The sequence below is a fragment of the Pristimantibacillus sp. PTI5 genome (genome assembly GCF_048572955.1).
GTDB lineage: Bacteria > Bacillota > Bacilli > Paenibacillales > Paenibacillaceae > Pristimantibacillus.
The window spans coordinates 6177495-6191377 of record NZ_CP183886.1 but is presented as its reverse complement, the minus strand read 5'-3'; the positions used below and the strand labels follow the sequence as shown (position 1 = coordinate 6191377).

Sequence of the window (13883 nt, the reverse complement as noted above, 5' to 3'; positions counted from 1 at the left end):
ATCAAAAAAATTTTTCGCCTCTATTTATACCTTTTCTGCTACCTGCGCCGTTGCTTTCACGCGCTTTGCTGCTTTCAGACGCATGATCTCAACGCCTGCAAGCATCATTATTCCGATTCCATGGTTGTCATTTAACACCGTTCGTAAATCATACATGTAATAGTCTGGCGAGAAGGAATAACGCGAGCCGCTGCATACGCCGTGTACATTGCCTTGTTTGTCAATCGCTCCGCTAGTCAGCCCTCGCCAAGCCCGCAGCGCAATTCCGGTATAAGCTTCCTGCTCCTTTAACCAGCCAAAACGAACGCCGCGCGCAATCGCATAAGCGAACATCGCCGTACAGGAGGCTTCCTCATAAGCGTCAGCTTGGTTGAGCACCTGCCGCCACATGCCTGAAGCGCCTTGCAGAGCAGCAACGCCCGAGCACATTTCCTCAAAAAACGCTTCCAGCGCTGGCCGGTCTCCATGGTCAAGAGGCAGCTTTTCCAGCAGCTCCGACAAGGAAAACAAGCACCACCCGTTTCCGCGTCCCCAAGGCACAAGCGTGGCTTTTCCGTATTTGAAATCGAACACATGCGACATCAGCCCTTCATCAGCCATAAATAAATAGCTTTTGAACAATAGAAACTGTTTCGCAGCTTCGTTAAGCGAATACGGCTCTCCGGTTACCAAAGCATATCGAATCAAAAACGGACCGCTCATGTATAAATCATCTGCCCACATCGTATCCGCCGAATATTCGCCGTGACACTGCCGGTAAAACGCCCCGTCATCCTTTCGTTCCAGCTGCTCGAGCATGAATTCCGAAATTCGCTTTGCGATTCGTAAAAAGGTATGATCCTGCGCCGCTCCATATGCCTCCAACATAGCCGAGCCGAAGGATCCGCAGTTATCAAGCATTCGGATCAAAACAAGCTGATGGTTAATAGACGGAAAACCATATTCCTCTTTGTCCCACATCGCATAGTCATACATGTCCGTGCAGCTCCGAATATGGCTCAATGTGTAATCGAGCAAATCCCCGCGTTCCAGCTCGCGCGCCGTCCTTAAGAGTCCATACATCGTTACGCCGAGCGGATAATCCCAGCGGCCGTAGTTCGTTGCGCTTCCGGTTGTCCATTTATTGCTCAGCATCGCATTCTCGTAATAGGGACGGACACGCGTCTGCGGAGCATCAACGAACCAATAGGAGTAACCGCAGGACTCTCCGCTTTTGTTTATGACAGGAATTAACGCTGAAGTCGAGCAAACCTTCCCAGGATCTAAGGCATCATTGGAATCGAGCGGTCCTGCATACAACCACTCGCCGCTGTAACCGTGAATAGGCGCTGGCGCTTCCAATGCCAAGCGTTTTCCTTCATGCTTGGCATTCAGCTCGAAGCCCCAGCCCGCTAAACCGCTGACGGATCGTACCAGCAAATCGCTGTATCCGGCTGAAGCGTTAACTTCGACTCTGAATGGGCCTGCTTCCGTCAGATCTGCAGCTAATTGTCCCTCCAGCCAAATGCTTGTCGGGCCGTAAGCTGTCCCTTCCAGCACGATCACGGCATCGCTGCCCTGCATATTCAGCTTAGTCCAGCCAAGTGCGGCTGCCGGCAGGGAAGGAATCCCGAATAAACGCTCGCAATTCGGCCGTATCGCTTCCTCGGCTGTCCACTCTGTTCGCGGCAGCCAGCGTAAACCGCTGGCTGCCTCAGAATCCCCGAATGCAAAGGAAACGCTGGTTCCCAATAATCGGGAGTTGTCTGCTGGCTCTGAATAAACCCAGCCACCGCTGCCTGCTCTTTCGGAAAAAGGAGCCAGTACCTGCAGAATTCGTACCTTTGCTTCGTCCGCGCCGAAACGGCAGCCAAAACCAGCGACGGTTTTGCGCGCTTCGATTAATACTTGATTCCACCCTTTACGGAACAAAAGAGGGATAACTGCCTGCGCATCCGGCTTCAGCTCATCGACAACGGAGGAGCGATAGACCTGTTCCCCATTCACCATAAGCTTAATCGGGCCAAACGGCTCTATCACGCCGTCGATCGAGCGCTCGTCATCGCTCCAGACAAGCCCGTACAGATAGGCGTACTGCCCATGCTTTGCTTCCGGCAGCTTGGTCGAAAGGTTCATTTCATATAAACCGTTCCCGCTTTGCAAAATTCCCGATTTGGCAAAGGCGCGCAGCGCAAACGGGACGGGCGGATTCGCGCCGACATACCTCCCCGCCAGTACCTCCAATATGCGTTTGTCATTGTCTCCAAACCAATAACGGCTGCTTTCCCGCGGTTCAATATATCCGCTCATTTCATCAGCTCCTCATGATCAGTCGTAGAAAGCGGGTTCGCGGCCTCCGCATCCGCTTTAAGAGGCGAGAGCCTGATATCGAACGTTTTATAATATGGTGTCATCAGATTGACAATAAGCGTTTGGCAGCCTCCCGGTATCGCAGTATTCCGCAGTGTTTTCACTAAATGCTCATGCGCACCGCCATCCACCTCTATCCAATCCTCGCCTGCTGCATAACGAACGTTTCCGTGCTTCCAGAAATGAGCATCCTCCAGTGGAGTTAGGCCTTCGCCAGTAAACGATCCCTCGCCGCCAAATACGAAAACGATCTGCGTCATCATGCTGTCAGGCTCTGCGCAGCTCACCTGCAACTGCCAGCCATGCCCGGTTTTCCTAAGCTCTGCCTCGACATGATGATATTGCAAATGCGTCGTCTCTCTCAGCTGATGGGGAAGCAAATACCATGGACTAATCGCCGATTTTGCCGATAGTGGCAAATTCTCCTTCGCCACAGGACCGTAATAACCCTTGCTCTCAACGGCCGTCAGCTTGTAGCTCTCCTCTTCTACCATTAAGTCATTCATTTTTACATAGCCAGGCTCAAAGGAGGAGCCGATCTGCACAGCAAGCAAGCGCGCATCGCCATGGCGAAGCGCAAACATCGAGCTCGTCTCGGCCATCACGGTCAAGCTCGTATTCCCGTCTCTTTCACGGGCTACCGGTGCGCCAAAATCCGGATGCATTCTGCTGTGATAAATTTTGCCGCCGTGACCTGCTGCATCCATTTCGCTTAAATAGCGCTCACGCGGAAAATTACGGTTCATCACAATTCGGTATTTCGTTGGCAATTCGGCAGGCTGGATGGCAATCTCTCGCAGCTCAGGCCGCAGTAAATAACCTAGTATAGCGTTGTTAGGCAGCCAGCCCGGATGCTCAAGCGCTTGGCCCGCAAGCTCGGCGATCGCCTCAAATGTAGGATCTTGATCCTTTTGCGCCATAAGCCTGCTGACTAGAAAGTAACTTTCCATCGTATAGCTGTGGCCGAAATCCTGCCTTCCCGAATAATCCGTGACGACCTCGCCGTTAGGATGAATCATATAAGCCATCATCTTCAGATTGCGGCGGATCGGCTCAAGAAGCTCCGGCTTATCCAGAAGCTCAGCCGCATGGAACAGCATCACATCGCTGACCGCATTGTAAATGCCGTTGCTCCGCTCGGTCCACTCCCCATCCTCCGTGCAATCCAGACCCTCAGCCAGCCACGCCTCCGCTCTTTCCTTTAGCTCCGCGCGGCCCGTCAGCTTGTGCAAATAACCAAGCGCGGATGTCAGCACCCAGCGATGATTCGGCGTATGGCAGCCGCCGGTCAATAATGCGGGAACTGTCTGCTCTAGAAAGCGTTTTATGTTCGCTGTTGATTTCCGAAGCGGCTCCCATTCAACCGCCTGCAGAAGCTCATATACCTGTGCCAGCCCAACGACGACAAAAGCGGTATCCGGCGGCGAATGCATATTGGTCCATCCAGGGGATATCGTGCCGTCGGCATGCTGAGAGCGCAGCATAAAATGCGTGCCAAGCTCCAGCCGGCTCGCCAGCTCTTCGTCATGATGGAACATCGAGTCCTTATTGATCAAGGCTGCGGCCCATAGCGCCATGACCATCGGCGAGCCGCCGTGGCTGGGCCATGCAATTCCGTTCTCCGCATCGGCCACGCCCCCGTAATAGCGGCTTCCTTGATCCAGCACCTGCCGGCCGGCGCCTTCTTTTGCCCAGTAATCGTTTAATGCGACAAGCTTTTCGTACATGCTCCTCCGTCCTTTCCCACCTTCAAATCGTACTGCTGCACACCGCTATCCTTTCACTGCCCCAAGCATAACACCGCTTACAAAGTAACGCTGAAGCCAAGGGTAAACGATCAGGATCGGCACGGTTGCGAAAATAACACTGGCTGCCTTCAAGCTTTCAGGCACGACCGTCGCCATTTGCCCGCCTTCCATTTGGATCAGCTCGCTGATCATATTGTTTTGAATAAGCTGATATAGCTTAAGCTGCAGCGGATACAGCTCCGGGCTGTTGATATACATGAGCGTGTCCGTAAAACCGTTCCAGCGGCCTACCGCATAGAACAGACTAAGCGTAGTAATTACCGGAAGCGACAACGGAAGCATAATGCTGAGCAGCGTCCGGAAATGGCTGCTGCCGTCAATCTCGGCCGATTCTTCCAGACTCTCGGGAATATTATTGAAAAACGAGATTAATATAATCAAATAAAAAGGATTGATCAGTCCGGGAAGCACCAGCGCCCATATCGAATCCATCATATTCAAATTGCGAATTAAAATATACTCAGGGATAATGCCTCCGCTGAAGAACATGGTAATGACAACGATGAACATGAAGCCTTTGCGGCCCTTCAGTTTCTTTTTGGATAGCGGATAGCCCATGGCAATCGTCATGACCATGCACATGACAGTGAAAATGCCAGTCAGCAGCACCGTGAAGCCCAGCGAGCGAATCATTGAAGGGTCAGAGAACACTTTAAAATAAGCCTCAAAATTAAGATCTACGGGAAACAGGCTCACCTGCCCTGAAATTATTGGCCTAACCGAGCTTAGTGAGATAGCCAATATATGAAGAAATGGAGCCAGACAAATCAACGTGCAAACGGATAAAACAATAAAATTGATCGTATCAAATACACGGTTAGCGGTTTGTTCTCTCATCACGTCCGCTCCTTTCAAATAGTCGATAGCAAGAAAAGGAGATTCATTGACACCGGTTTATAGGATGCTCTCATCTGTCAGCTTCTTGGAAATAAAATTTGCGCCTAGCACGAACACAAGGCCTACGACGGCTTGGAATAGCCCAATGACCGTTGCCAGCGTGTATTGTCCGGACTGAATCCCGATGCGATAGACGAAGGTGCTTAGCACATCCGCATATTCGCGAACCGCTAAATTGCCAATGACATAAGGTCTTTCGAAACCAATGGATATCATATGCCCAAGATTGATGATCAGAAGCACGATGATGGTAGGCTTTAAGCCTGGCAGCGTAATATGCCAAATTCTTTTTAGCCTTCCCGCGCCATCAATGCCTGCAGCTTCAAACAGCTCCTTGTTTATGCCGGTAAGCGCAGCCAAATAAATAATCGTACCCCAGCCTGCGCTTTGCCACACGCCAACCAGGAGATAAGTAATGAGCCAATCGTTTTTATCCGTCAAAAACGGAACCGCGTCAAATCCGATCGAAGTCAGCAAGTTATTGATCATGCCTGACTGCGTGCCAAATACCTGATAGACGATACCGCCAATAATAACCCATGAGATAAAATGCGGAATGTAAAGTATCGTTTGCGACAGCTTCTTAAACCAAGCCGTCTTCAATTCGTACAGCATAATTGCTAATATGAGCGGTGCCGGGAAGGAAACGAGCAGATCAAGAAAATTAAGCATTAGCGTATTGCGAAGCGTAGTATAGAAATCGCTCATGCCGAATACTTCCTTGAAAGCTTCAAATCCGATCCATTCGCTGCCGTTGATGCCTTGAAAGAAGTTAAATTCCTTAAAAGCGATCTGTATGCCGTACATAGGACCGTATTTAAAAATAATGAAATACGTCAGCGGCAATACAAGCAGCGCATACAGCTGCCAATATCTGCGGAAATAGACGGTCATGCTCACAGCGGTTGCCTCCTCTAATGAAGTTGAAGTCTGCGAGGGAACAAGGCCAGGCCAGGCCCCGCTCCCATCGCAATTCCAACTTGCATGCGCTTTATTTGGATTTCATCTCTTTGTAAACTGCGATCCGTTCATCCAAGATGGCTTGACCGCCGCTAGCCATATAATCCTTCAGCATTGAATCATAAGTGCTTTCGAATTGCTCAGGCTTCGCCATGGTCGTTTTTACGATAATTTCGTTAAATTTGTCGAGCAGCGTTGTTGCATACTTGGTTTGTGCTTCAATCGGCCGATCCAACATCACAAGCGGAATCGTATCGGCATTGGCAATTTCTTGGGCAACCGCAACCTGCTCTTGGAACTGCTTAGGCATTGCCAGTGCTCTCGCCTTCAGATTTTTCTCCATGCTGCCAAGCTGCTTGCCGTTTGAAATAATGGCCATATCGCCAGAGTTATACATACGGTTTTTTGCTTCCTCAGTAGGATTTTCAACCGCAACCGGAATGCCGTCCACCAACGTATAGTTTTCGTCCACGACCCCATTTTGGAGATTGAACAAGTTATCGCCAGTCGCCATCCAATTCAAATATTTTACCGCTTCAACAGCGCGCTCGCTGGATTTAGGAATCATAATGTAAAGACCGTTTGGCGCATATTTAGGCTTAGCATGCATGCCTTCTTCATTTGTGTAAACATCAACTGCTGCAATCTCGGCACCCTTCACGTTTTTTTGCAGCAGGTCATACGATCCGTCCTGATAGTAAATGTTTACATCATCTTCGCTGAAAAAGCCGATTTTACCTGTTGAGATATCCTCGCCCAATTTCTTCTTGTCTTTATCCAATCCAAAATCCTTATTGATAAGGCCTTCATTGTACAGCTTATTCATAAACTGAAGGCTTTCCTTAAAGCCCGGAAGCAATATCGGGTAATCATTAGATCCAAGCTGCTGTGTAAGCGTATATTGCTGTTCTTCTGTCATCGGCTTTATGAACGACCATATCAATGGCTCATATTGTGCCGACGCAATCGTCATACCGAGCGGAATCACTTGACCGCCCGTTTCCCCAGGATCTTTCTCCTTGAATGCCTTTAGCGTTTCATACAGCTCTTCTGTCGTTTTAGGAACTGGCATATTCAGCTTATTCAACCAATCCTGTCGAATAAAAGAGGCGTATTTTCCGGTATTGGATCGTTTGGCAGGAATGGCAAATTGCGTACCTTCGAACTTTCCATATTCTAGTACTTCATCGCCTAAAAATGTTTTCAATTCTTGTCCGTATTCATCAAGCAGCGGTCCAAGATCTGTTAGGCCGCCTTGTTTCGCATAACGGTTAAAAGTATTTGGATCATACGTGAATACGATATCCGGAACGTTGTTGCCGCTTGCCATCAGTACATTCAGCTTCGCTACTTCCTCAGAGCGAGGAACAGGCACATATTCCACCTTTATATTATTAGAAGCTCCGAAATTTTCTTGAACAAACTTCGTTAAATAGTTGTCTGTAATCGTGGATCCCGCAGGAGAATTGCCTCGATCGAATACTTCAACCTTAAGCGTTACCTGCTTCGCTGGTGCATCACCACCGTTTGTTCCTTCCGCAGCGTTCGGTGCAGATTTAGATGAACACGCGGTGAACAACAAAGAGCTTACTGTCATAAGCACAAGCATTGATGTTTTTGAAGCCATGAACCGTTTTTTCATTATGTTTCTAGTCATCGGTCAAACCCCTTCTTCCTGTCGAGTAGTATTCGAATCAGGCTGCATGACCCTGTATGGGTAACGCTTACATTTCCGTTGGTGCAGCCCGTATCGGAATGACCAAAGTATGGCATGGCAAACATGGTAGCCGCAATAAACTAGTTTCCGATCGATAAACCCGATCATTTTATCCTATATTTTGGATGAACCAACCGAAGTCGCATGCTAAACTATTTTCAAAAAGTCCCGGTTTGATTGGCTTTTCCCGGTTTTAGCTTCAATCTTCGATAGTCGCCGGGCGTTACTCCGATCACCCGCTTGAATACCCTTCCGAACGTAATCGAGTTGGCATATCCAACCTGAAGCGCGATGCTTTGCACCGAATCCTCGGTTTCCGCAAGCAGCCCCTCGGCATGCTCCATGCGCAGCTGCACGATGAAGTCTACGAATTTCATATTGAACTCCTCTTTAAAGAGGTAGCTGGCATATTTGGCCGAAATATGAAAACGATCGCTCAAATGCTTCAAAGACAGGTCCGGATTCGCGAAGTTCTCTTCGATATATGCCTTCATTTCGGTTATCATCGCATGATGGTTTTTAGTCTCGCAGAAAGCAACATAGTGATGGTACAACTCCGTTAAATACGCAAGGAACAGACTGCGCAGTTCCGTTAGCGACATCGTATCGTCTACCGTTTGCTTCCACTGTCCAGCCTTTTCCCCTTTAAAATAATCTTGCAATTCTTCTGAAATGTTTCCGAGCTCGCTGCCCAGCATATCCATCATCGTTTGCAGCAGCATTTGAATATCCTCATCCTTTAAGCAATCGGCTTCCAAGGATTCGAATATTTGCTCCAAGTGCTCGCGCCATAATCCCGTCGAAAGCCGGAATTCCCTTACTAAATCAGCCGCCAGCTGTATATACTTATACGATTTTTTTCCCGCGTTCCCAGGCAGGTCATCACTCATGATGACAGCTTCCTTGCTGAGCGACAACTTATGAAGCATCGCATTTACCGCTGATTTATAGGAAATTCCGATCTTGGCCCAGCCCTCCAGGACAGGTCCAATCCCGAAAGATAAGGACATCCGGAGATTGGCGGATACCCACTCGCCGCCTTTTTCGGCAAATTGGCGGATACGGTCCTTAGCAGCCTTGCTGTCAGTCCCCATGCCGATTATGATCCCCATTCGGCTCTCGCCGATCCATTCTGCCCAAGCAAACATCCCTTCGTCCCGCGCCAGCTCTTGCAATACGTTAGACAAAGCAAATTTCAGCGTATGCTGATCCCTTGCCGAGAAGCCGCTGCGGAAATTGCCGTAATGTCCGATCTCCACCATGATAAAAGCAAACTGCTCCAGCTTCATTCCTGCAGGCAGCACCTTAAGCTTCAACAGCCGTTCCTCTACATTGGCAGACTCTTCGCCTTGGACAAGATCATAAAAAAGCTGCTTCCTGCCAGCCAGCAAATGATCATGCTGCTCTTTTTCGTAATCCTCTGTCTGTTGTATTAAATTTTCCAGCGTGCGGTCAATGAGTGTCAGCTCATCCATCTTCATCCCTAGGCCGCCATTTCGAAGCTGAATCGATTCGATTCGATTCATCATTACCCGGATAGGCTTATAATTTTTCCGCGTTATATATAAGATATAAACGATTGCGAATAAGACCGTCAGTACGCCGATTACGACCCAGACGTAAGAAATGACCGACACCCATAAAAAGAGCTGACCTGCCGCGATACCGCTTTCAAATGTCCAGCCAAGCATATTCATTTCAACCTTGTTGAGAACCTTGCCGTCCACTTCATCTGTATTCATCGTTGAGAAAAGCAATTGGCCTACCTTATCGCGAATATGTAGAAACGTTACGGAATCATTTTTCATCGATTGGATCATTCTTTCAACCGCATACATATTCACATTGATGACAACAAGCCCTTCCGTTCCAAACGGGAGCGGCTCTCTCTTGTACATGGAAATGACTTTTTTGCCGCTTTCCATGCTTAGCTCGTGATAAGGGCGAATCGTCGACCAGCCCTGGTAGGAGGCATTGGCAATCGCATGCTCCAGAAAATCCCGATCCGCAAAATTATTCCAAGGCACAAGTCCGCTCAGCGTCAGCACCTGCTTGTCCTCGATCCGGTAAACATACATCGAATCGATTAAGCTGTCATTCGCGATCAGGCCGCGCATGCTGTCTACCACCTCAAACATAACCTCATGATTTTCCGTTGTCCGATCCACATTCAAAAAATTACGGTATTGTTCGTTTTTCTCCACTTCCTCAAGCACATCCGTCTCAATCCCTCTTAACGAACGCGATAACGTATCCATGATATAACCGGTTGAAATGCGATCCGCTTTCACCGTTTCATTATGGGAGATTTCATTGACCATGAGAAAAGATAAAAAAGTCAGCATCGTTATCGTAAATAAAAAAATAGGGAAATAAGAAAGCAGCATTCTGCGGTACCAGCTCTTTTTCATAACCTACACTCCCTCTACTTGGCCATCCGATTATCCAGCAAAGATTTTCATATGTTTGAAATGGTCCACCTATTCTATCAAAAGTAAGGTAAGCGCTTTCTCTCCTTATTCTAAAAGATTCATATGTGCAAAGCAATCCATTTGCAGCTTTTAAACTACAGCAAAAAGACCCGAATGAAGGACGTTTGTGGATCAGTCCTTCATTCGGGTCTTTTATTAATTAATGACACATTACTGCTTATCGAACCAATTATAAAAATACTGGTTGATATATTGGCCGGCAAGCAGGAACGGAAGTGTATCCTCTTCATGAAAGGATTCTTTGCCTTTAATATTGAAATACAGCCACAGCGCCAGCCCTTCCGCAAAAGCGCCGGAATGATAATCCGTTCCATTCAGCAGCTTAGATATCGTTGACATACAATCTTCAAACGCAGCTTCCCCAGCAGGATGAAGCGCTTGGAGCTTTATTTTCAAATAGGAATAAATATAAGGAAACGCTTTGCTGCCTGATAATGCCGAGCTGAAAAGCGCTGTCGATACGGCCGCGGTCATAATACCCGACTTCCACCGCTCTGCATGTTCCCTCAAGGAAGCATCCTCTCCAAACCGTTCAAGAAGATCATTGTAAAGCGTATCCTTTAAGGAATATATCTCCGCATATAAACGACGTGAGTTATGCTTCAGCGAAGTCTCCTCGTTTGCGTGCTCGATCATGTAATCCCCGCTTTCCTATGACTTAGGCAAGTAACCGCCTCTTCTAGTTTACTTCAAACAAATTCAAGAAAGCAAAAACAGATTTATGGAGGCAATAAAAAAGGCTTGCTGCGATTTCATGCAGCAAGCCTCTAAAGAAGTTAGGTTAGTTCACCGACACTACTTCCGTACCTGCAATAAAATCATGTATGGCTCTCTTATCCTCGCGCAGCCCAACCATAAATGCGCTTATGATAACCGCAATCCCGAGCGTCAGAGAATACACAAGCCCGCCTACGACATTTCGAAGCAGCATCGTGCCGATTCCTGGACTTGAACCGTCAAGCTTCCGAATTTGAACGCCGCAAATCCTTTTACCGATCGTAAAGCCGTTCCAAAAAACCGGTAACAGCAGCGTGTAGAGGAAGGAAATCACATCCGTAAAATACTCCCTTCCCTCAAGTCCGCCCGTGATCAGCAGCGAAATAATAAATAATGGAATACCGACAATCAAACCGTCCAACAAGGAAGCGCCTAACCGGATCCAGAAGCCAGCATTCATGCGTGCAAACCCCTCCTGTAACTAATCATATTGACGTTCACTGACGATTCATTCGCTCATCAATTAAGGTATATGTCAGTCTCATTCGAATGATTACCATCCAGCCTTTTCTTATTCAGCCGAAACGTTATTTTCCGAATAATATGGTAATCCTTTTACTAGACGCACCGAAGTCATGTTGCTTTGCGTTAACTTCATTAAAGGAGGTTCATTTTACGTGGATTCGACCAGGGACCTATTAATAAAAAAAGCTTACGCCAATCCAATCTTGAGGCAAAATATTCTTAACAAAGGCATCATCTATCTCTATTGCGACTACTCTGGCTTTATTGCGCAAAATAATTATGCCGTAGCATGCTGCTTTGTCTACAACAAAACGATAAGCGTAACCGCCAAAAAACTGAGCATCGAAAATGATCGGGGCTCGAACTACGGGGAATTATTCGCTGTCCTTTACAGCCTTGAAATGCTGGAAAACGCGCTAAAAGAACATCAGCCAAAAAACGTTTTCATTTACACGGATTTTAGCCGGATCGAACAAATCATATCGGGTAAGTACTTTTCAAATCCGTATTATGAACAAATACGGGATGAAATCATTGCTTCTAGAAATCACTTACAGCGGCTGTACCCCTTAATTGACGTAAAAATAAAATACATAGGAAGACATAAAAAAAATAACACGCTGCACCGGTTGGCTCATAATGCTTCAAGACTTGCTGCAAAGGAATAAGAAAATCTTGATGCTTATGTATGATCAGGAAAGAGCCCCCGGAACAATCCGAAGGCTCTTTTGAGCTAAGTAACATTATTTTTTATTGAAGAGGATTGTTTTGTAGAGTCATGGCTGCAGCTTGAGCCTGCTGCAGCTTTTGTTGAGCCTTCTGAATGTCCTGATGTTCCTTTTTGACCTGCTGCTGCGCTTGCAATACTTGTTGCGTTTCCGCTTGCAGCAGTTGTTCCGCTTCTAATAATTCTTGGTTTTCTTCTTGCAGCTGCTCATGTGCGATTAGTACTTCTAACTGCGCTTCTTGTAATTTTTGATTCTCCTGAAGATTGGCAGCGATCTGCTGTAGATTTCGATTTACCATTTAAGTGAGCCTCCAATCATTAGTGTAATTGTCCTTTGTTGACCAATAATTATTGTGCGCTGCATCACATTTTTTATGCCTTCGCTTTCATTTCATGATATGTTTTGTTCAGGAAGCATTTAAAGCCGGAATAAAACAAATAACAGATCGAGATACTACATAAGATCAAAAAATGAAGGAGATTGTCATGAATAAACAACGAGCAATGGAAATTTCCGAATCACCGACTATGGAAAATGTGACTTATCAAGGAACTCCGGTCTATATTCAGCATGTTAATGAAAATGAGACCGCGAGGATCTATCCTCTTGGCAATCCAGATCAAGAAATAACGGTATCGTTAGAAAGTTTGGTTGAGAACTTCAGTTAAAACAGCCTTAGACCAATGAAATAAATGGAATGTAAAATAAAAATGCCCACTACGGAATTTGGTCAAGCCCCAATATTGTAGACAATGAAAAAAGCCCTATGAACTGAAGTGTTTAATGACAAAGCGGCAGACCAAATTCTGGTCCGCCGCTTCTATGATTGAACTATCGATCCCAGTTATTTGAAGGTACATGGATTTGTAATTTATGAATTAAATACTTCTCTATTTGCTTTAACAACATCATGAATGGAAAATGTACCACCTGAAACTACCAGCTTTTCCATCACCTTATCACGCAGAAATGGCGCTTTTTCTTTATTCGCTTTAGTTAAGGCTATGGTTAATTGCTCTTTTGTAAGTTCGGTGCAGTACGCAGGGGTTCCTGGCTGTTGTCTCCACGAATCGCTTAAAGAACCACTATCTACAGCGTCGAAGCCTAGATCGTTTGCGACACCCATAATTATTTGTTTATGGGATAGGTCATCACCAGCAATCGCTATGGCAATGCGTCCATAAGTCCCTTCGGGAGTTCCATGATGTTCTAACGTATAGGCTAAGAAATTGTTGAAAGCTTTAATGATAGTTCTACCTAAATGTTTGGATACCCAAACACTTTCAACCATCCCGTTCTCAATTTCTTCGATTTTACCGCTTATTTGAGGATAATAATTTGAAGTGTCTACAACGACTACTTCCTCCCCAACTTTATCTGTAATGTTGCGAATGCTTGGTAATGCGTGGAAAGGGATCGTTGTTATAAGAACATCAATATTTTTAATTACATCTTCTACGATCACAGGTGTTCCTGTAAGATTTTTCCCTTCCAAGCGTTCAATCCCACGAGCATCTGCAATCTTGACATCATGTCCATTATCAACCATTTTTTTCGCAATATTAGACCCAATTGGTCCTGCACCTATAATTCCAAATCTCATTTCCATTCCTCCAATATCCTATTTTAGGATCCCCTGATTGAGTAATCTGTGTACATGTACTAATATATATACGTTGCTCGGAAATTT

12 protein-coding genes are annotated in these 13883 nt (G+C 46.5%); 2 read left to right on the top strand and 10 right to left on the bottom strand.

Going from position 1 to position 13883, the window contains the following annotated elements:
- Positions 1 to 24: 24 nt before the first annotated feature.
- The 8 genes from ACN6MW_RS27255 to ACN6MW_RS27220 form a co-directional block, all read right to left on the bottom strand.
- Positions 25 to 2289, bottom strand: coding sequence for a glycoside hydrolase family 88/105 protein (locus tag ACN6MW_RS27255; protein ID WP_419872943.1), 2265 nt, complete (start codon positions 2287 to 2289; stop codon positions 25 to 27).
- The gene (locus ACN6MW_RS27250) at positions 2286 to 4076 is read right to left on the bottom strand and encodes a hypothetical protein (protein WP_419872942.1); all 1791 of its coding nucleotides are present in this window, start codon (positions 4074 to 4076) and stop codon (positions 2286 to 2288) included. Before ACN6MW_RS27250 ends, ACN6MW_RS27255 begins: the two co-directional genes overlap by 4 nt.
- 45 nt (positions 4077 to 4121) lie before the next feature.
- Positions 4122 to 4994 (bottom strand): carbohydrate ABC transporter permease, encoded by an 873-nt coding sequence (locus ACN6MW_RS27245; protein WP_419872941.1) that lies wholly within the window; start codon positions 4992 to 4994, stop codon positions 4122 to 4124.
- Between the two features lie 57 nt (positions 4995 to 5051).
- Positions 5052 to 5954, bottom strand: coding sequence for an ABC transporter permease (locus ACN6MW_RS27240; RefSeq protein ID WP_419872940.1), 903 nt, complete (start codon positions 5952 to 5954; stop codon positions 5052 to 5054).
- Positions 5955 to 6045: 91 nt separating this feature from the next.
- Positions 6046 to 7671 carry an extracellular solute-binding protein gene (locus ACN6MW_RS27235; protein ID WP_419872939.1) on the bottom strand — a complete coding sequence of 542 codons (1626 nt, stop codon included), beginning with the start codon at positions 7669 to 7671 and terminating at the stop codon, positions 6046 to 6048.
- A 218-nt stretch (positions 7672 to 7889) separates the two neighbouring features.
- Positions 7890 to 10142, bottom strand: a complete 2253-nt coding sequence (locus ACN6MW_RS27230; RefSeq protein ID WP_419872938.1) for a helix-turn-helix domain-containing protein — start codon at positions 10140 to 10142, stop codon at positions 7890 to 7892.
- A gap of 231 nt (positions 10143 to 10373) precedes the next feature.
- A complete protein-coding gene (locus tag ACN6MW_RS27225; protein ID WP_419872937.1) occupies positions 10374 to 10859 on the bottom strand; it encodes a hypothetical protein in 486 nt (161 codons plus the stop codon).
- Positions 10860 to 11004: 145 nt separating this feature from the next.
- Complete coding sequence (locus tag ACN6MW_RS27220) at positions 11005 to 11400, bottom strand: RDD family protein (RefSeq protein WP_364141024.1); 396 nt, start codon at positions 11398 to 11400, stop codon at positions 11005 to 11007.
- Between the two features lie 217 nt (positions 11401 to 11617).
- On the opposite strand from ACN6MW_RS27220, the gene ACN6MW_RS27215 reads away from it, so the two are divergent.
- Complete coding sequence (locus ACN6MW_RS27215; RefSeq protein WP_419872936.1) at positions 11618 to 12133, top strand: hypothetical protein; 516 nt, start codon at positions 11618 to 11620, stop codon at positions 12131 to 12133.
- Positions 12134 to 12215: 82 nt separating this feature from the next.
- On the opposite strand, the gene ACN6MW_RS27210 is transcribed toward ACN6MW_RS27215, so the two are convergent.
- A complete protein-coding gene (locus ACN6MW_RS27210) occupies positions 12216 to 12491 on the bottom strand; it encodes a hypothetical protein (RefSeq protein ID WP_419872935.1) in 276 nt (91 codons plus the stop codon).
- Positions 12492 to 12678: 187 nt separating this feature from the next.
- On the opposite strand from ACN6MW_RS27210, the gene ACN6MW_RS27205 reads away from it, so the two are divergent.
- The gene (locus tag ACN6MW_RS27205) at positions 12679 to 12861 is read left to right on the top strand and encodes an H-type small acid-soluble spore protein (RefSeq protein ID WP_364141031.1); all 183 of its coding nucleotides are present in this window, start codon (positions 12679 to 12681) and stop codon (positions 12859 to 12861) included.
- A 203-nt stretch (positions 12862 to 13064) separates the two neighbouring features.
- Here the strand turns inward: ACN6MW_RS27205 and ACN6MW_RS27200 are convergent, their stop codons facing one another.
- Positions 13065 to 13796, bottom strand: coding sequence for an NADPH-dependent F420 reductase (locus ACN6MW_RS27200; RefSeq protein WP_419872934.1), 732 nt, complete (start codon positions 13794 to 13796; stop codon positions 13065 to 13067).
- Positions 13797 to 13883 lie beyond the last annotated feature (87 nt).